The following is a 19822-nucleotide window of genomic DNA, read 5'->3' as shown; positions in this document are numbered from 1 at the left end:
TTGTTCGTTTCCTTAAGCCAAACCTGATATGGAAAACACGTTAACCCCATGGTTCTCAGGAGCCTGTATCCCCCAAGCCGACTGTTTAGGTTCCCCGCTTCTGATTGGGTTACATCTATTCTCCGATGCCCTAATTGGCCTGACCTATCTGAGCCTTGCCCTAATCCTCCTCTATCAGATTGATAAACGCCTGAATCAACAAGACAGCTTCCCCCATGCCGGATTGTTGCAACTTGTAGCTGCCTTTCTCATCCTGGGAGGGTTAACCCATTTTGGCGCCCTAAGCCACCTCTGGCAGCCCTACAACTGGCTCTCAGGAGGTCTCACGGCCCTATGCGCCCTCCTTTCCCTCTACACCGCCGTTAAACTGCTGCCCCGTCTTCCCCACGCTCTGCGCTTCACCCCTCCCGAAACCCTCGACGCTGAGCAAGCGAAGTCCGCCGAGGCGATCGCCGACGCCCACCAGGCTCACATCCTCCTCAGAGGCGTGATCGATAACATCTCCGATTTAATTTTTATTAAAGACAAAAACTTTCGCTATCTCCTCGCCAACAAAGCCCTTGCCGATGGCTTCGGCACAACACCAGCAGACATGTATGGAAAAGACGACGTAGAAATCGGCTTGTCTCCAAAACAAATCTTCGGCGACCCTGAACAAAATATCAGCGGCTTCCGGACGGACGATGAACGGGTATTGCGACAGGGGCAACCGATTCACAACTCCAACGATCATGCCACCTTTGCCGATGGCGTAACCCATATTTTTGATACCAAAAAGTTACCCTTGCATGATGACCAGGGAGAGATTTTTGCTGTCCTGGGAGTATCCCGAGATATCACCGAAGCCCAAGCCGAAAAAAAAGCCCTAGAAGATGGACAAACCCGCCTGTTTAGCATTCTCGACGGTCTTCCCGCCTTTTTGTATTTACAAGCGGCCGATCAGTCTATCAAATTTGCTAACCAGCAATTTCAGGAAAAATTTGGCAACGAGGGTCGGTTACCGGTTCCAAACCCTGCCGGCGATCGTCGCTCCTCCACTGACCCTCACCCGAGCTTAACGGTCTTTGACACCCAAACCTCGCAAACCTGGGAATGGCATGACCCCAAAACGGGACAAACCTATCAAATCTATGACTTTCCCTTCACCGACACCAACGGCGAACAATTGGTCGTAGAAATGGGAATTGACATCAGCGATCGCAAAGAAGTCGAAGCCGCCCTACAAGATGCCAACACCCGGTTTGACATTGTCAACGCCGCCACCAATGATGGCTTGTGGGACATGAACATCATTGATGGTAATCCCTCCCACTCCGACAATTCTATTTGGTACTCTCAACGGCTGCGTCATCTGGTTGGCTATCAAGATGAAACAGATTTCCCCAATTACCTAGACAGTTGGAGTAATCTGTTGCATCCCAACGATCACGATCGCGTTCTCGATGTTTTCAGCCAACATATCAGCGATCGCAGCGGAAAAACCCCCTACAACGTCGAATACCAAATGCGCTGCAAAAACGGTGAATACCGTTGGTACAGTGCCATGGGAACCACCCAACGCACCGAAGACGGAACCCCGCTGCGGGTGGCCGGTTCCTTGCGAGATATCACCGATCGCAAACAAGCCGAAGAAAACCTAGAAAACATTGCCCGAGAACGGCAAGCCGAAGCCGAAACCCTCACCCAGCAAGTCTTGAAACTCCTAGGAGAAATTAAAGGTGCAGCCAAAGGGGATCTCACCGTCAAAGCCGAAGTGAGCAATGATGTTCTCGGGGCCGTTGCCGACTCCTTCAACTATCTCATTAGCGAACTCCGCAAAGTCGTCAACGCCATCCAACAACTGGCCCAACAAGTCACCGTCAGCACCGGGGACTCCATCGCCAGCACCAATCAACTCACCCAAAAAGCCCGCAACCAAGCCCAACAACTCGAAGAAGCCCTCGAAAAAATCGAGCGGATGGTGAATTCCATCAAAGATGTCTCCGACGTAGCCCAACGGGCCGAACAAGTTGCCCAAAACTCCGCCCAAACCGCTGAAGCTGGGGGTGTTGCCGTTGATCGAGCCGTCGAAGGCATCAACGAACTGCGGCGCACCATTGCCGATACCTCCAAGATGATGAAACGCCTCGGAGAATCCTCCCAACAAATCGGCAAAATCGTCACCTCCATCTCCCAGATTGCCTCCCAAACCAATCTACTGGCCCTCAACGCCACCATCGAAGCCGCCCGGGCCGGGGAACAGGGTTTAGGCTTTGCTGTCGTCGCCGAGGAAGTCCGCAAACTCGCCGAACGGTCTGCTAGTGCCACTGAAGAAATCTCCGACATTGTCGGGACGATTCAAGCCGAAATTGGTCGCGTCATGGAAGCCATGGAAACGGGAACCCAGGAAGTTGTCGAGGGAACAGAACTCGCGGCCCAAGCCAAAACTCATTTAGTGGATATTATCCAGGTCAGCCGCGATATGAATCGCCTGATTCAAAACATTACCCGGGCCAGTGGCAAACAAGTGGCCTTTGCCGAGGAGATTTCCAGCACCATGACCGATGTGAGTCAAATCGCCGACAGCACCGCCGAAAATGCCGACGATGTCACCACGACCCTTGATGGTCTTTCGGTGTCCGTCGGACAGTTACAAAAATCTGTGGCCAAGTTTCAAAGTTAGCAGTTTCTGAGGGCGAAGGGCGAAACATGGATGATTTCAGCGCGTTAATTGGCACGTTTATTGCTGAAAGCGAGGATTTTCTGCGCTCGATGGAGGCTAATCTCTTAGCCATGGAGAGTCAGAGTTCCGTTCAGGAGAAGCAAAAACAAGTCCAACACCTGTTCCGGGCCGCCCATTCTATTAAAGGGTCGGCCTCAATGTTTGGGCTGACGGCTCTCTCCACAGCCGCCCATATCCTCGAAGATTGTTTTGGCATTTTGCGCGATCGCGCTGACCTCAACCAACTCGATCCTGAAATCATTAATGACCTATTATCTGGGGTCGATATCCTCACACAATTATTACAAAAAACTCATGAAAAGGACACCATAACCCCCGAAGATAGTCAAGAGCTTCTGCCAATTAAACAGCGCCTTGAAGCTCAATATCAGGCTGAGGACTCCTCAGATTCATCCTCTGATGATGCCTTTGACGTCGAGGAATCACTCAATTCCAGTATTTTACGGGGCATTTTTGAGGTAGAAATCCCCCCTCTCTTGACAGGATTAGAACAGCTTTTTAACCAAGTTAATGATGATAACCTCGCCACAACTCAGGCGCAAATCGAGACCTATTATCAACAACTCTCGGGAATGGTACAACTGCTAAACTTGCCTGAGGTTGCCAGACAAATCGACCCCTTACAAGACCTCTTCAATCAGCCCGATATCCCGGTCGATCGCCTGAAAGACCAAGGACGGGCCATTGTCCAAACCTTAGAAACCACCCGTCAGGAGTTGTTAGGACTCAACGCCAGTCCTACCCCAGAGGCCGATTTAGAGGCAACTGTAGGGGCAAATCCAGAAGGAGTCCCTGAACAAAACCCCTCTAGCAACAGTCCCCAAGCCTCAGTACCCCAGCAACGACCCACCATTCGCGTTGATGTGGAATACCTGACGGAGTTAGTCAACTGGGTGGGGGAGTTAGTGATTCACCGGACTCATCTCGAAGTCCAACAAGCCCAACTGCGAACGGAAGCCAAACGGATTCGCCGCAGCTTATTTGAATTAAACCTATTTGGCCGCGATTTGCGAGATGAATACGATCGCCTCAGCGTTCAACCCCATGCCTCGGCCATCACCTCAGGACAAAACCAGGGGTTTGATCCCCTAGAACTCGACCACTATAGCGAGTTTCATAGCACCGCCCAATCGGTCATTGAGACGACCCAAGCCATCGCTCAATCTAGTGGCCGCATCGACGAACTCTCCCTACAACTCGACGGCAACACCGAGCAAATTCGCCGCATTACCGACCGACTGCGATCGCGGGTCTATAATCTGCGCGTGGTTCCCTTCAGCCGTTGCGTCGATCACCTCCCCAGGGCCTTACGGGAGTTGTCCCGCAACCATGACAAGGACGTGAACCTGATCCTTCTCGGACGAGACACCAAACTCGATGAAAGCCTCGTTGATGCCCTGCGCGATCCCCTCATTCAACTGGTTCGCAACGCCTTTGATCATGGCATCGAATCCCCAGAAGAACGGCGGCAAGCCGGGAAACCCGCCAGCGGCGAAATTGAAATTGCCGCCAGTCATCAAGGGGGACAAACCCTCATTACCATCACCGATGACGGACGGGGGATTGATGCCAAAGCCATCCGTCAACAGGCGATCGCCAACGGACTTATCGACGCAGAACAGGCAGCAACACTCCCCCTCAGCGACCTCTACGACTTTCTCTTTTTACCGGGGTTTACGACCACCACCAGCACCAGCCAACTCTCAGGACGGGGTGTGGGACTCGATGTTGTCAGTACCAACCTCCGTAAAATCCGAGGAACCCTCAAAATCGATTCCCAACCGGGCCAAGGGACAAGCTTTATCCTGAAGCTTCCCTTGATGTTATCCATCACCAATGCCCTTTTGGTGCGAGTTGACCATCAAACCCTGGCCGTTCCCCTCGATTCCGTCGAAGAAATTCTCCAAATTGAAGGTCAGCACATTCAAATGGTGGGCAGTCAAGCCATGTTACCCTGGCGTGATGAATTTATCCGTCTCACCCGCCTGCAAGACCTCCTCCATTATCGAGTTGCCGACACCGACGAACCCTCCCCCGATCCCCTCAATCAAGAGTATATTCCCGTCTTAGTTCTGGCCTCAGCCGAAGGGGTATTAGCGATCGCCGTTGAACGCCTACTCGGTCAACAAGAAATCGTCGTCAAACCCATCCCCTCACCCTTATTGAAGCCTTCAGGACTGGTCGGCAGCACGATTTTAGGCGATGGCAGTGTGGTTCTGATTGTGGATGCCGATGACCTGATTACCCAGGTGCAGCCCCGGGAGATCGTCGAACCCCTAACCGTGGATGCGAAGATCCCAACTTCATCAGCCACACCCTCACCAACAACTCCCCCGCGCATTTTGGTCGTGGACGATGCCTATACGATTCGCCAGTTACTCTCGGTCTTACTGCAACGTGCCCAGTACCGGGTAGACGTCGCCAAAGATGGGCAAGAGGCCCTCGACAAACTCACGCAAGGGTTACCCTGTGATTTGGTGATTTCTGATATTGAAATGCCAAGAATGGATGGTTTTGAACTATTGCAAACCCTCAAGGTAAATCCCGAGTTTCAGCATATTCCCGTGGCCATGCTTACCTCCCGCAGTGGGAACAAACATCGCCAACATGCCTTAGAGTTAGGGGCAGACCAGTATTTTACAAAACCCTATAATGAAAACCAATTCTTAGAGGCGATCGCCAACCTGTTAAACCGTGAACCATCACCAAAGTAGCCAACTCATAACCAGACTACAACCAGACCAGACTACAACCAGTAAAACCAAAACAAAAAAAGCTCTCCCTATTCTTCACTATTAGCTATTAACTATTAACTGTTCACTATTAATTCTATGCTCAGTTCCACCCTCCATCCAAATCTGCGACGCTTTAGCATCAATCAACACCAACGAATCCCCAAAGAAAAGCTCGTCATTTTTAAGTTAGAGAACGACTCCTATGGAGTTTCCATTACCCAAGTTGTGCGAGTGTTGCCGGTCTCCAAAATCTATGGAGAATTCAATGAAGGACGAGGTTTAATTCAGTACGAAGGACAAACAATTCCTGTCTTACATTTAGAATTATTACTATTACACAAAACTCCGACCTTAACCGATGAGTATTTACTAATTTGCCAACTCAACTCTGCTGAAACCTTTGCCATACCAACCCCAAGCTTACCCAGTGTCTTAGATGTCCCTAAAGATAACTTCTGCGACGTTCCCGAGATCTATCGTCGCGGCCCCCTAGGCATTGCCATTGAAAAAGTGGTCAATCTGCCTGACGAGCAAGTGTTGTTATATCTCAACCTCGACCATCTCCTGCATGAATATTAAGTCCCGTGACAGGTTCACCCCCATGTTGGTCTAAAAACCGGTAAAATCCTAAACGAGAGGGCTACCCTAACTGTCCACTGTTTACCGTACCTTGATCATGTGGAACCTTGATGCTTTTGCCATCCGTCCCGACTTCTACTTCCAAATCGCCTTTACCCTGACCGTGAGTGGTCTGTTCTTCTGGCAGGTTTGGGTTGCCTGGAAAGCGGTTCGTAAGTGAATTACGGTCGAGTTTACCTTGTCGGCGCCGGCATTGGCGACGCCAACTATCTCACTCAGCGAGGCCACGAGGTCCTCGCCGGGGCTGAGGTGCTGATTTATGATGCTCTCGCCGATGAGAGTCTGCTTCAGATCGTCAGCCAGGGTTGTCTCTGTCTCCATGTGGGGAAACGGGGAGGACAACCCAGCACCCCCCAAGATGAGATTGATCGCCTCCTGGTGGCGTACTGTCATCAGGGCCGGCGGGTGGTGCGTCTCAAAGCCGGAGACCCCTTTATTTTTGGGCGTAGTGCCTCAGAACTGCGGGCATTACGGGCCGCTAACTGTCCCGTGGACGTGATTCCGGGAATTTCCTCGGCCTTAGCTGCCCCCCTCTTGGCAGGAATCCCCCTCACCGATGGCCAACTCAGTCCTGGGTTTGCCGTCTTTACGGGCCATGACCTCAAGGCTCTCGACTGGCCTGCCTTAGCGTCCCTCCCCACCCTCGTATTTCTCATGGCCGGGCGCACCCTCGGGGAGATTTGCCAAGCACTCATCACTCATGGCAAACTGCCCAGCACACCGGTGGCGATGATTCGTTCAGGGGGACGGCCTCAACAACGAGTCTGGACGGGAACCCTAGAAACCATTGACCGACAGACTCGGGGGGAAAAGCGTTCCCCGACGGTCATTGTCATTGGGGAGGTTGTATCCTTGCGTGATGTGTTTGGAGAGACGGCTATGACAGCATCTGAGACGGGTTTACGGGGCAAAACGATTCTGGTGACGCGATCGACGGGACAGTCGAGTGGTTTTTGCGATCGCCTGCAAAACCACGGCGCGATTCCCCTCTCCACTCCCGCCTTAGAGATTGTACCGCCGTCGAGTTGGCAGCCCCTAGATGCGGCGATCGCCCAACTGGAGCAGATCAATTGGCTTATTCTCACCTCTAGCAATGGAGTGGAATTCTTCCTGGATCGCCTCTTAGAGCTTGGGCAAGACCTACGCAGCTTGGCGCACCTCAAAATTGCCGTTGTGGGCAAAAAGACGGCTCATGTGCTGAAACAGCGGGGCTTAACCCCTGATTTTATTCCCCCAAACTTTATTGCCGATTCCTTGGTGGAGCGGTTTCCGGAGTCAGTGGGGGGCCAAACAATTCTCTTTCCTCGGGTGGAGACGGGGGGGCGCGATGTCCTGGTGCGTCAGTTCCGGGAGGCGGGGGCCAAGGTTTTAGAAGCGCCCGCCTATGAGTCTCGCTGTCCTGAACAACTTGACCCCCAGGCGTTGGCGGCCTTGCGTCAGGGAACAGTGGATGTGGTGACCTTCGCCAGTTCTAAGACGGTGCGTAACTTCGCCCAACTTATCGAGAGGGCCGGTGATATTTCCTTAGAGGGGGTGGCGATCGCCTCCATTGGCCCCCAAACCAGCCAAAGTTGTGAGCAAGCCTGGGGTCGTTGCGACATTGAAGCCGAGGAATTTACCATCGAAGGCTTAGAACAGGCCCTCCTCCACTGGGCGATCGCTCAATCCCCCCATGCCTAAACTCCCATAACTGTCCCTTATAATGGATATAAGGTTGGCTGGGGTCGTTGCTTCGAGGCAGATGACATAGGACGCGCGTAGCCCATAACCACTAGACAAAACGATGGTTTTTCGTTATTCCATTGTTAATTATCCATTGTTAATTGTTACAAGGGTTGACCCCGATTTGTAATGCTGAACGGATCTCTCCTACAAAAACTCGTCGAACGGCAAAACGCCCAATCCCGCCGCACGCCAGCGATTAACTACGGGGTTTACTATAAAAACACCCTTGTGGCTCTCTGTCACGCCCTCGAAGACAGCATCCTGGAGTCAGACTGTAACCCAGTCATGATTGCAGCCTTCCAACAGGGGAAATGGTATCTCCAGGAAGCTGACCGCTATGGAGAAATTGCCGACAAGGCCCAGAACATTGTCATCCTGGCGGCCCCCAACTCAAGCTTCCGGGACCATCCCACCAGTCAAAAAGCCAACGTTGAGCTAGTATCCCTTGATAAAGATGATCCCGTAGCTCAAGAATGGCATCTGCTGATTCTCTCCCCAGGCTACACGGCCATGGTCTTATGTCAGGAACTCTCGGACGCCGATTACGGAAAAGCCGGGGTTCCGGAGGTGGACCTTGAACGCAAGTTTTATGGATTTTGGACCTTTGAACCAGAATTAGTATTAACCGCCGTGGAGTTGGCCATCGAGCATATTCAACCGCTGCAACCGGATCTGGCTCAATCTCTACAAGCGCGAGTGGCGGAAATTGACAGCCAACTGTTGCACAACAAAACAGCCGATGTGGCCCAGGTGTCCAAAGACTTAAACCCCATTGTCTCGCGGGTAGTTCGTTATCTGAGTGACTGTCATGAGGGACTCGGCCAAGCCATTGATGCTCCAGTCTTTACCCATCAGCCTGAACTCGAACGCAACATTGTCTCGAATAAGTTGCAGGCCTTCCTACGCATGGCGCAACTGATTGATCTAACGGATTTGCAAAATCCCCACGCCGCCAGCGAGGTTTCGAGTCTTTGTGAAGCCTTTGCCCAAATCCTGGATCTGCCCTCTTGGCAGGTGAAACGGTTACGTTTAGCAGGATTGTTGCATCGAATTGACTATTTGCCGCAACATGAACCGAATCTAGGGGAGATTAGTGCCGAGAGTCGCAATTCGGCCCTGAGTTGTCCCCTTTATCCGGGACGACAGGCCTTGCGGATGATGCCCCAACTCAAGGCGATCGCCCAAATTATCACCCATCAAAGCGAATATTGGGATGGCTCGGGAACCCCCGGCGGCTTGAGCTACGATGAGATTCCTCTAGAATGCCGCATTTTGGGCCTACTGGTTGAGTTTCAACGACGGCTGAATCAGTCAACCCAAGAGATATGCCATTCTGAGGCCTTAAGCCAGGCCTTATCGGACTGTCAAGCCGCCAGTGGTCAGCGTTGGGACCCGAAACTGGTTGAGATGCTGACACTCCTCGTGATGGCTCTGCAACAGGGGATGACGCTTCCTCGGGAAGCCTTTAAACTGCGATCGGGCCTCTGGCTGCTAAACCCCGAGCAAAACCCGGATCTGTTCCCTCGCCAAGCCGCGAATCCCTCAGCCACCACCGCCTAATTGCCCTCTCCTTCACGACTCTTTGTACCATGACTGCTCTTGACGAACTTGAATCTGGACAATCGAAGCACCTGCGAGGTGCAGATCTTGAGGATCAAACCTTATCTGGGTTGGACTTACACAACATCGACTTTGCCGGTGCGAAACTCTCCGGCGCCAATTTAGTTCGCGCCAACCTAGAAGCGGCGCATCTGGAAGGGGCTAATTGTTTAGGGGCCAACTTCGACCACAGTAACCTACGGGCTAATCTCGTTGGCATCAATCTCATGCAAGCGAGTTTACAGGGAACTGATCTGCGCGGGGCCAATTTACGGGGGGCCACCCTCATGGGAGCGAATCTCCAGGCAGCTAGTTTAGCTGGGGCGTTCTTGAGTGGGGCCAACTTAGTGGGAGTCAATCTCATGGGGGCAGATTTACGGGGGGCGGATTTACGGGGAGCCAATTTTAGCCGCAGTAATCTTAGCGGAGCCAATCTCTCTCAAGCAGATTTACAAGGGGCAAATCTTTGTGAGGCGAATTTGGAGGAGGCGAATTTAGGTGAAGCCAACTTACAGGGGGCAAATTTGGCGCGAGCGAATTTCCTCTGTGCCAATTTGGAAAACACAAAGTTAGACGGGGCAACCTATTCTGGAGCCTGTTGGACGGGAACGCTTCTCGATGGTGAGGCTGACGGGATTAAGTCCCTAGATTAAGCCCATTTGTCTAAGATAGCGAGGATGAAATTAAGGCTTAAATAGCCCACGAATAGGGACAGTACAATAAATAATAAATAAACCGATACTGAGGATCTCTTTGGGATTAGTTTTCATAACAAAAGATGTAGGGGCGTACCCTTGTGGTCGCCCTAGGCTTGTGCTCGCCCTAGAATAGGATGAAGAAGATATGAATGTTGTTGAGTCTTTGAAGATGGCGGGGCAAACTTTACTGGCGAATAAACTTCGCAGTAGTTTGACCATGTTGGGGATTATTATCGGCAACGCTTCAGTCATTGCGACGATTGGCATTGGTGAAGGAGCGCAGACGTTTGTGTCTGATCAGGTGTCGTCACTGGGAACCAACTTGCTGTTTATTGTCCCCGGTAGTCCTGATGCTCAAACGCGCCCAGTTCGACCTCCTCAAACCCTCACGTTAGCCGATGCCGAGGCGATCGCCCAACAGGTTCCGGGAGTGGACCAGGTCGCGCGTGTTGAGTTGCCGTCACTTGAGTAAAGGATGGCGTTGGCGTTATAGTCGGCGGCCATCTATGGTGTCACACCGGAGTTGTTGCCGGTTCGTAATTTTGCTGTGGCCCAGGGACGATTTATCGATGAGTTAGATTTGCGGCGGACTCAGAAAGTGGTGGCCCTGGGTTCGGAGATTGCCGAACAACTCTATGGCAACGTGGATCCCATTGGCGAGACGCTACGGATTCGCAATACCAGCTTTCGGGTGGTGGGGGTGATGGAACCGAAGGGATCGACCTTTGGCACAAACCTAGATGATACGGTGTTTATGCCCATCACCACCATGGCAGCTCAGATTAGCGGTCAAACCTCTCCCTATGGGTTGGCGGTCACGTTTATCAACGTGAGTGTGATGGATGAGAGTCAGATGCGGGCCACCCAGTTTCAGATTGAGAACTTATTGCGGCTGCGTCACCGTATCACCAATGAAGATGATTTCACCGTTCGCAGTCAAAAGGACCTTCAGGAAACGACGGGGGCCATTACCGGGGCCTTAACTCTTCTCTTGGCGACGGTGGCTAGTATTTCCCTGATTGTGGGGGGAATCGGCATTATGAACATTATGTTAGTGTCCGTGACCGAACGGACGCAGGAGATTGGTCTACGGAAGGCGATCGGTGCGTCCCCGAGTGATATCTTGATGCAGTTCACCATTGAAGCTGTGTTGCTCTCGGTGATGGGGGGAATGGTGGGAACGGGAATTGGTATGGCTGGGGTGGCTGCGGTTGGAGCGTTGACGGAGTTTGAGGCTGGCTTATCCCCGACGGCGATCGTTTTGGCGACGGGGGTCTCCGGTGGAATTGGCTTAATTTTTGGGGTTTTACCGGCGCGACGGGCCGCCCAACTTGACCCAATTGTGGCGTTGAGAACGGCGTGAGGGTTGGGGTTAGGGGGTCTGGGGTGGAAGATTGCAAACAGCGCGATCGTCGTCCGTGACGTTCCGATTAAAGGTGAGGTAGGGGGTTAGCCAGTCACAGGCGCGATCGATCAACTCCTCCAAGGTTTCCACCTTCCAGATTTTGACGGTTCCGTTCCTTAGGGTAAAGACGACCCGGCTACCATCATGATTAAACTTGGCACTCGTGACCCCACCGGAATGACCTTCAAGAGACTGGAGGAGTTCCCCACGGCTGACGTCCCACAGCTTCACGGTTCCGTCCCCCGAAGCTGAGACCACCTGAGTGCCATCCCCATTAAACTCCGCACTCCTGACCCCACCCAAATGAGCCTCAAGGGAGTGGAGGAGTTCCCCAGTGGTCACATCCCACAGCTTCACGGTTCCGTCCCTTGAAGCCGAGACTACCATCGTGCCATCCCCATTAAACTCCGCACTCCAGACCCAATCCGAATGAGCCTCAAGGGAATGGAGGAGTTCCCCAGTACCGACATCCCACAGCTTCACGGTTCCGTCGTCTGAAGCCGAGACCAGCCTCGTGCCATCCCCATTAAACTCCGCACTCGTGACTTGCTCCGAATGAGCCTCAAGGGAGTGGAGGAGTTCCCCAGTGGTCACATCCCACAGCTTCACGGTTCCGTCGTCTGAAGCCGAGACCACCTTCGTGCCATCCCTATTAAACTCCGCACTCCTGACCGGACCCGAATGAGCCTCAAGGGAGTGGAGGAGTTCCCCAGTCCCCACATCCCACAGCTTTACCGTTCCGTCGTTTGAAGCCGAGACCACCATCTTGCTATCGCCATTAAACTCCACACTCGTAACCCAAGCCAAGACCACCATCTTGCTATCGCCATTAAACTCCGCACTCATGACCCAAGTCTCATGAGTCCGAGACCAGCCTCGTGCCATCGCCATTAAACTCCGCACTCATGACCAGACCCGAATGGGCCTCAAGGGAGTGGAAGAGTTCCCCAGTGGTCACATCCCACAGTTTCACGGTTCCGTCCCGTGAAGCCGAGACCAGCCTCGTGCCATCGCCATTAAACTCCGCACTCCTGACCGGACTCGAATGTTCTAACGTATTTTGAAGACGAATATCTCGCAAAATTCCGCTGAGACTTTCAATCAGTTGTACCGTTGGATCGCTTTGGGCTGAAACCGGTAGAGTTTGCAACTGCCGAGCTGCTGCTGTTGCTGTTAACAGTGCTGTTAACTCATCGTTCTGGGCAAACTGTCTGAGGGCCAGACGATGGTTCCGCTCCAATTCTGTGGTTAAGCGTGCGATGTTCATCTCACGACTTGACCAAGCTAGAGTTCCCAAGGAAAGTGCCATAATTAACCCCCCAAGGGCACTCATCCAGCGTATCCGGCGCTTCACCCGAGTTTGTTTCTGCTCTAACTCTTCTAAACTACTTTCTGCTGCAACTCGTTTTTCCTGTTCCTCTTCGAGCTGAGCCAGTAAACCTCCACCTCGTGATTGATGAATAAACTCGGCTAAGTAATCATGCACGAGTTGATACCGTTCTTCTTGTCCGGGAATCAAAAAGACTAAACGGGATTCTGTGAGAATGTCTAAGACTAACGTCAAGGCAGATCGCAGGGGCTGTTGACCATAGTTTGTCTCAAACAGTTTTAAGTCCCGCAGTAAGTCTAAGTAGGTGCGGAGGGGACGGGTTCCTCGTTCATCGGTGAGGAGATAGAGAACGGCATCGGCTAAATCCTTGTTTTGGGGACCGCAGGATTCAACGACCACATCTAAATATCGCTTGACTAATGCCTGTTTGGGATGCTCCCCTAGGGCATGATAGTCCGCTAGAGAGACAATTCCTTCACTTTCTAATTGATAGCCCACCACTTGCAGCTCAATGGGACGAATCCCCTCACTTTCTTGCTGTAAGTCTTGCACGAGGCGCGATCGCAAATCATCGGTAATATGGGGCGCGAGGTTGGCAATCACCTGACTAGCCTGCTGTGGGGAGAGGTTCTTTAATTCATAAAGAACCGTTTTATCTAAAATATTTTGACTGATACACGCCATCGTCGAGATGCGGTTACAGACGAGTAGGTGGTGGATATAGTCGGTTCGCAAGGACAGCACAACTTTTAACGCGCCCAACTCTAAAACATTGCTGCATAGAGTTCCTAGAAAGTTAAAAAACTGATGATGGTCTTTGGGGTTAGGATTGGCAAAGAAAAATTCTTCAAATTGGTCGAAAACCAAAATCACTTGATGATGACGTTTTTCGAGTTCAACGAGGATGGCTTGGCTCACGGCTAACGGTGACACCATATTTTCACGCTTATCGAGCCTACAGAAGTGTTTTTGGCCCTCCTGTTCGATGACCTTGGTGAGTTGCTCGGACCAGTTTTCATACACTCGTAACACAATGGGAACTCCCCCACGTCCCCCTTCAAAGACCTGCTCTCGTAAGATGGGCAGTAAGCCAGCGTTCACCAGGGAACTTTTCCCAACTCCCGATTCCCCATGAACCACTAAGAGTTTGTTCTGACGTTCGTGGAGGCGGTTGAGGAGATGCGTCACGTCTTCGGCTCGCCCCGATTGCTCGATTTCGGGCGATCGCCAGCTTGAGGTACATTGCTGCTGGGGCATTTCCTCTAAGCGATTGGCACCGATAAAAGCCCGTTTGCCGCAATATCGTTCGAGTTGATGCTGCTGTTGGGAAATTTTGAAGGCGTTGCGATAGTCTTGGCTGGTGAAATAGAGCCGTTGGAGCTGTTCGAGTCCCCGCAATCCCAGATGAGGAAGGGCAAACACGAATTGCTGGCTGGCCCTCACCAGGGGGGCGATCGCCCCGTGATTATCTTCCTTCGCCTCTGCCGCTTCCGCCTCCCGCAAGGCCTGAATCAGTTGCATCAGAGATGACTCTTGCAGTTTCTGGGCAAACTGGGGAGCGTCAGCGGCAAGAAACTGCTCGTAACTGCGGTGCAATTGCTCCTGTACGGCGGCTAAATCCACACTCTTGCCCTCATGCTCTTTTGCGGCTAAGACTTGATTTAAGGCTTGGTGAACGCCAATGACGGCTAACCGCAGATGTGGGGTGATCGAATCTTCTGTTTCTGGGGGTTCCGCCGCCGTGGGGCGATTGCAGTTCCTGCACGCTTCGCGATCGCCCTCGGGGAGAGGATTAAGATACGCTTGCCAATGGCTCTGACTTTGCTGAAAGTGGGCGGCAGCTTGGTCCCATTCTCCAGCTTCTAGGGCCTGACGACCTTGAATTAAGGCTAAGTCGGCGGCTAAGTCGGCGGAAAGGGGTTCTCCCAGTTGAGCCAGTTGTTGACAGGCTTGTTCAATTTCCCGTTGTTGGTTCTCCCCCAGTAGGCGATCGCCCCCCAACCATGGGCGATCGCTCCCCCCCTGCAACCGACTGAGAAACTGTTGCACATTAAGCTGTAAGTTAGCTTGAATATTCTCAGCGGAGGGCAAAAAACGCTTTGATGTCGTCCAACTTTCCAGGTCATTGGCGACGTCTAACATCTCCCGTAAGCCAGTTTCATCTAACCAGAGAACAATGGGAAAAGCAAACTGTTGACGGAGCTGATCTCGCATCTGATTAGCCTTAACCAGAAAGCCTCGCAAATCTGCCAGTTGAGTCATCCCCCGCAGTTGGATTCCCTCCGCTGTTTCCCCTGCCATGGCTCTCTCAATGACTTGGACCAGGTTTTGCGTCTCCACGGGCAAGTCAGCCGTTAATAAGCTGAACTGATGCTGACGCTGGATTTCGGCTTCTAATCGCTGCGACCAGCGATCGCGCAAACTGCGGTAGTTACAGCGCACTAAAATTAGATTAAATTGACCCCGTGACAGTGCGATCGCCTGAGCTAGTTGGCGCAGACTTTTTTCATTTTTAGCGGCAATATCCATCACAGGTTGTCTTCTTCAGGTGTTAGTTTTTCCCTCAACGGCTTTTAGAGGGCGAACGGCCGTTCGCCCCTACTGAAATAACTCGTCAGATTCTAGGAAAATGGGATTGACATCAAACCATGATTTTCGGCGTTCCACATATTCAAAGACGCGACGGGTGCGAATTAAGCGTTCATACCCCACCGTATCCTGAACTTTTTTCGTCTGGTGAACCTGTCGCAGCAGCTCCCACTCCTCCGGGGAAACCCCTAAACTCATTTTATTGAGATTATCGGCGATCGCATCGTCTAGGCTATCCTCCGTTAAGGGAAGCTGCATTTCCTCCTGCACCCACTGAGACAACAATTGCAGCAAATCTCGCACATGGCCGCCACTCACTCGACAGAGGCGGTTAAACACCTCCATCGTCTCAAAAATCTCCTCAACCCGCTCCAATCGTTCCGCTTCACTCAATTGAGGAAAGGCTCGGGCCAAGACCATTTGTTTAAGTTTTTCAATTCCTTCGCTTGATTCCTCACCGGTGCGTGTTTTAATCGCCACCATGGGTAAACATTCGGGGGGGTCAGGAAATCGCTGGCGCAGGTTGCCATATTCATTGGAAAATTGCAACGCCAAGGGCATGGTATAGATAGTATGACAGGCAAACTGGGTGAGAATTTCACCGCGATCGACAAATAGATACTCCTGTTGGGTTTTCCCAGAGGCTTTCTGACGATGATCGACGCGATCGAGGTTATCAACAATCACCGCCAAGCCAGCATAGCCATTCTGTTTTAAGGTTTCAATTCCTGGCTTAATTAAATCCTCGTTAATCGTCCGTACTAATTCTGTTGTTTGTGGTCCGAGATATTGATTCAGCTTTTCTCGAATCCCAGAATCATCTTTCGCCTTAACGGTTAACGAGGCAATTCCCGCTGATAAGGATAAAGCCTGCTTCTCGGTATCGACCTCCAAGCTGCCACTCATGCCACCAACGGAAATGGGAGACTTGATTCCTCCTTTTACTTCCATTTCTGTCATCAAAATATCTGTGGTTTTTTGTAATAAACGACGCAAGAGAGGTGCTTGGGGTTGATTGAGGGTTTTGTGTTTCTCTAAGGCTTCACTAATCTGTTTGGCAATTGTCAAGAGAACTTCAACAATATCAACATCACCGGTATCTAAGTCTTTATCTGACTCAAAATAGACCACGAAAAAGTTTGCAGCTTCTAACTCAGATTTGAGTTTGTGCAGTTCTGTGGATTTGCCACAACCAATATGTCCGGTAAACAGGGAGCAACTGGGGCGATCGCGGTAGAGTTTGACGATACGATTCTTGATTTTTTTGATAATTTCTCCACCACGTACTGAAGAAAAATCAATGTAATACTGCCGATCTGTGGGCGATGAATATACCAGTGTTTTACTGGGGTTGATGGCATTGAAAAAGGTGGCGTAATCGAGGGACATATCCAAGACAATCCAAAAGACAAACGAACGATGGGGTCAGGGGATATACCCCCAACCCCGTTTTAACACATGATTTTTCAAGAATTAGAACATGAAGCCTGGGTTATCGGGTTGGGGAGTGGGTTGGGGAGCCGGTGTCAGCAATGGCCCTCTCCATCTGGGCGATCGCCCGTCCATAATCCTGCAACGGCGCGGCAAAGTTAGACAGGGCAACCTATTCTGGAGCCTGTTGGACGGGAATGCTTCTCGATGGTGAGGCTAACGGGATGAAGTCCCTAGATTAAGCCCATTTATCGATGATGGCGAGGATGAAATTAAAGCTTAAATAGCCCACAAATAGGGACAGTACAACAAATAAACCGATGTTTAAGATATCCTGGATATTGGTTTTCATGATTAAAAAGGCAAAAGAAACAACGTAGGGGCATACCGCAGCAGCTTGACGATGTTAGGGATTATTATCGGCAATTTATTGTCCCCGGTAGTCGTGACTGTCAACGGCGTCCAGTGCGGCCCCCTCAAACATTGGTCTTGGAAGATGCCGAGGCGATCGCCCAACAGGTTCCCGGAGTGGACCAGGTCGCGCGTGTTGAGTTGCCGTCACTTGAGTAAAGGATGGCGTTGGCGTTATAGTCGGCGGCCATCTATGGTATCACACCGGAGTTGTTGCCCGTTCGTAATTTTGCCGTGGCCCAGGGACGATTTATCGATGAGTTAGATTTGCGGCGGACTCAGAAAGTGGTGGCCCTGGGGTCGGAGATTGCCGAACAACTGTATGGCAACGTCAATCCCATCGGCGAGACGCTACGGATTAAGAATACTAGCTTTCGCGTGGTGGGGGTGATGGAACCGAAGGGATCGACCTTTGGCACAAACCTAGATGATACGGTGTTTATGCCTATCACCACCATGGCGGCTCAGATTAGCGGTCAAACCTCTCCCTATGGGTTGGCGGTGACGTTCATCAATGTGAGTGTGATGGATGAGAGTCAGATGCGGGCAACACAGTTTCAAATTGAGAACCTATTGCGGCTGCGTCACCGCATCACCAATGAAGATGATTTCACCGTTCGCAGTCAAAAAGACCTTCAGGAAACCACCGGGGCCATTACCGGGGCCTTAACGATTCTCTTGGCGACGGTGGCTAGTATTTCCCTGATTGTGGGGGGAATTGGCATTATGAACATTATGCTCGTCTCGGTGACGGAACGAACTCAGGAGATTGGCTTACGGAAAGCCATTGGTGCGTCTCCAAGTGATATTCTCATGCAGTTCACCATTGAAGCCGTTTTGCTATCAGTGATGGGGGGGATGATAGGAACCGGGATTGGGATAGCTGGGGTGGCCGCAGTTGGGGCGTTGACGGAGTTTGAGGCTGGGTTATCACCGACGGCGATCGTTTTGGCGACGGGAGTTTCAGGTGGGATTGGCTTGATTTTTGGGGTCTTGCCGGCGCGACGGGCGGCTCAACTTGACCCAATTGTGGCGTTGAGAACGGCGTGAGGGGTGGGGTTAGGGGGTCTGGGGTGAGAGATGGGCAAACGGCGCGATCGATTCTTGATTCTTGTCAAATCCACAGAACCCCATGCAGGAGAAGCCCCCAACCTTCTATGGTCACCGCGACCCCCCCTTGTCGCCCTTTCGGCTAAAAAATCAAGAGGGGGGAGGAGTCGGACTAGAGACGACGCCCAGTGATCACATTGTAAATAATGCCGATGAGGGCCAGTACCAGCAGCAGGTGGATTAACCCACCCCCGAGGTTAACGGAAAAGCCGAGCGCCCAGAGGATGACGAGGACGGCAATGATTGTCCAAATTGTGTTGACCATGGATTTTACTTCTTTTAGGGAAAATTTGCGATCGCCCGCGGATCAATAGCGAGAGCGAACTGCTTGAAATCGGATTAGTTGAACAGGTCTTGGGCAGCAGATTTGACATCTTCAGCCGCATTGCGCACCTGGCTTTCTGCCTGCTTAGCCTTGCCCATAGCTTGGTCTGCCGGGGTATCGGTAACGTGGCCTGTGGTTTCCTGAAGCTTGCCCTCTACATTCTTCTGGACAGCTTTGGCCCGTCCTTCTAGACCAACGTTATCTTTAATGCTGGTTTTGACATCTTCAGCCGCATTGCGAACTTGGCCTTCAGCTTGTTTGGCTTTGCCCATGATTTGGTCTTTGGGGTCGCCGCTGACATTCCCCAGGGACTCTTGAACCTTGCCTTCAACGTCTTTGGCGGTCGCCTCGGCGTTGTTACTGAAGCCCCAGGCAATATCAGTGGAGGCGGCATGGGTTGAGGGAGCTGCCCAGGCGGCGTCGTGAGCGAACCCGAGGTTGAGGGTCATTGCGATCGCCGTCACGAGTCCAGCAGACCATACAACCTGAGCGATTTTGCGAAATGAAATCATATACGTTTCCTGTAAACTTGGGAATTAACTCAAATAGATAGAGGCAATTGGCCATCTCGCTTGATGGCCAAAAATACAGTGATTTAATCGATCGCATCCTTGACGCCATCTTTCACATTCTCAGCAGCTTGACGCGCTTCGGCTTCAACTTGCTTGGCTTTTCCTTTAGCCTGAGCTTCTTTGTTGTCAGCCATTTTGCCAGCGGCTTCTTGAGCTTTGCCCTCAAGATTTTTAGCGGCTGCTTTTGCTTTCTCATCTAAACCCATAGGTTTACCTCTGGTAATTTAACAATGGCTTTAAGGTTGATTCGTGAACCTCTTCGCCTTGTTTCATTATCTTGAAGACCATTCTAAATAAAATCTATCAAAAGAAATAGAATAGATTTTGCCTGGCATTGATTGCGGCTCAACCTGACCTGTGATGCCAACAAATCCTAAGTTGATTAATTCGCAGAATCCACTTAAGATGATACAAAAGTTAATACCAAAAGATAGCAAGTAACACTGAATCAAACCTATTAAATCACCCCTTAGATATAGCTAAGAAAATCGTTAGGCATAGGGATGAGACTGCCGAGGATGGAGGAGGGGC

General features: G+C 51.5%; 16 protein-coding genes and 1 pseudogene. 11 read left to right on the top strand and 6 right to left on the bottom strand.

The genetic code is table 11. The annotated features are described in order from the left end of the window. Positions 1–28: 28 nt before the first annotated feature. From L855_RS14915 to L855_RS22905, 9 genes and pseudogenes are all read left to right on the top strand, one after another. Positions 29–2662 carry a methyl-accepting chemotaxis protein gene (locus L855_RS14915; protein WP_159789316.1) on the top strand — a complete coding sequence of 878 codons (2634 nt, stop codon included), beginning with the start codon at positions 29–31 and terminating at the stop codon, positions 2660–2662. 26 nt (positions 2663–2688) lie between these two features. Then, positions 2689–5436, top strand: coding sequence for a hybrid sensor histidine kinase/response regulator (locus L855_RS14910; protein ID WP_159789314.1), 2748 nt, complete (start codon positions 2689–2691; stop codon positions 5434–5436). Positions 5437–5553: 117 nt separating this feature from the next. Next, positions 5554–6036, top strand: a complete 483-nt coding sequence (locus L855_RS14905; protein ID WP_159789312.1) for a chemotaxis protein CheW — start codon at positions 5554–5556, stop codon at positions 6034–6036. A 97-nt stretch (positions 6037–6133) separates the two neighbouring features. Beyond that, positions 6134–6256: a hypothetical protein gene (locus L855_RS22265; RefSeq protein ID WP_258719039.1), complete on the top strand. Its 123-nt coding sequence runs from the start codon at positions 6134–6136 to the stop codon at positions 6254–6256. Further along, complete coding sequence (gene cobA / locus L855_RS14900; RefSeq protein ID WP_159789310.1) at positions 6253–7776, top strand: uroporphyrinogen-III C-methyltransferase; 1524 nt, start codon at positions 6253–6255, stop codon at positions 7774–7776. The genes L855_RS22265 and cobA overlap by 4 nt, the downstream gene beginning before the upstream one ends. Positions 7777–7947: 171 nt before the next feature. Continuing rightward, positions 7948–9381 carry a DICT sensory domain-containing protein gene (locus L855_RS14895; protein ID WP_159789308.1) on the top strand — a complete coding sequence of 478 codons (1434 nt, stop codon included), beginning with the start codon at positions 7948–7950 and terminating at the stop codon, positions 9379–9381. A gap of 29 nt (positions 9382–9410) precedes the next feature. Then, the gene (locus tag L855_RS14890; protein ID WP_159789306.1) at positions 9411–10073 is read left to right on the top strand and encodes a pentapeptide repeat-containing protein; all 663 of its coding nucleotides are present in this window, start codon (positions 9411–9413) and stop codon (positions 10071–10073) included. A gap of 190 nt (positions 10074–10263) precedes the next feature. Beyond that, a pseudogene (locus L855_RS22910) lies at positions 10264–10989 on the top strand (ABC transporter permease); the annotation flags it as partial. Further along, positions 10972–11481 carry an ABC transporter permease gene (locus L855_RS22905; protein WP_425500611.1) on the top strand — a complete coding sequence of 170 codons (510 nt, stop codon included), beginning with the start codon at positions 10972–10974 and terminating at the stop codon, positions 11479–11481. The pseudogene L855_RS22910 and the gene L855_RS22905, both read left to right, overlap by 18 nt. A 9-nt stretch (positions 11482–11490) precedes the next feature. Here the strand turns inward: L855_RS22905 and L855_RS14880 are convergent, their stop codons facing one another. The 3 genes from L855_RS14880 to L855_RS14870 all read right to left on the bottom strand — a co-directional run bounded on the left by L855_RS14880 (position 11491) and on the right by L855_RS14870 (position 16831). Further along, positions 11491–12414: a WD40 repeat domain-containing protein gene (locus tag L855_RS14880; RefSeq protein ID WP_159789304.1), complete on the bottom strand. Its 924-nt coding sequence runs from the start codon at positions 12412–12414 to the stop codon at positions 11491–11493. Then, the gene (locus L855_RS14875; protein ID WP_159789302.1) at positions 12380–15382 is read right to left on the bottom strand and encodes an NACHT and WD repeat domain-containing protein; all 3003 of its coding nucleotides are present in this window, start codon (positions 15380–15382) and stop codon (positions 12380–12382) included. Before L855_RS14875 ends, L855_RS14880 begins: the two co-directional genes overlap by 35 nt. Positions 15383–15451: 69 nt before the next feature. Next, positions 15452–16831 (bottom strand): P-loop NTPase family protein, encoded by a 1380-nt coding sequence (locus L855_RS14870; RefSeq protein WP_159789300.1) that lies wholly within the window; start codon positions 16829–16831, stop codon positions 15452–15454. 69 nt (positions 16832–16900) lie between these two features. Between L855_RS14870 and L855_RS22260 the strand changes: the two genes are divergently transcribed. Next, positions 16901–17035 (top strand): hypothetical protein, encoded by a 135-nt coding sequence (locus tag L855_RS22260; RefSeq protein ID WP_281349515.1) that lies wholly within the window; start codon positions 16901–16903, stop codon positions 17033–17035. A 438-nt stretch (positions 17036–17473) separates the two neighbouring features. Further along, positions 17474–18334, top strand: a complete 861-nt coding sequence (locus L855_RS14865; RefSeq protein ID WP_425500610.1) for an ABC transporter permease — start codon at positions 17474–17476, stop codon at positions 18332–18334. Between the two features lie 172 nt (positions 18335–18506). Here the strand turns inward: L855_RS14865 and L855_RS14860 are convergent, their stop codons facing one another. The 3 genes from L855_RS14860 to L855_RS14850 all read right to left on the bottom strand — a co-directional run bounded on the left by L855_RS14860 (position 18507) and on the right by L855_RS14850 (position 19497). Further along, positions 18507–18659: a lmo0937 family membrane protein gene (locus L855_RS14860; protein ID WP_159789298.1), complete on the bottom strand. Its 153-nt coding sequence runs from the start codon at positions 18657–18659 to the stop codon at positions 18507–18509. Between the two features lie 74 nt (positions 18660–18733). Then, on the bottom strand, positions 18734–19231 hold the full coding sequence (locus tag L855_RS22485; RefSeq protein ID WP_159789296.1) for a CsbD family protein: 498 nt from the start codon (positions 19229–19231) through the stop codon (positions 18734–18736). Between the two features lie 83 nt (positions 19232–19314). Beyond that, the gene (locus tag L855_RS14850; protein WP_159789294.1) at positions 19315–19497 is read right to left on the bottom strand and encodes a CsbD family protein; all 183 of its coding nucleotides are present in this window, start codon (positions 19495–19497) and stop codon (positions 19315–19317) included. Positions 19498–19822: the final 325 nt, after the last annotated feature.

This window comes from Sodalinema gerasimenkoae IPPAS B-353, from assembly GCF_009846485.1.
GTDB classification, from domain to species: Bacteria; Cyanobacteriota; Cyanobacteriia; order Cyanobacteriales; family Geitlerinemataceae; genus Sodalinema; species Sodalinema gerasimenkoae.
This window is presented reverse-complemented; position numbering and strand designations above follow the sequence as displayed.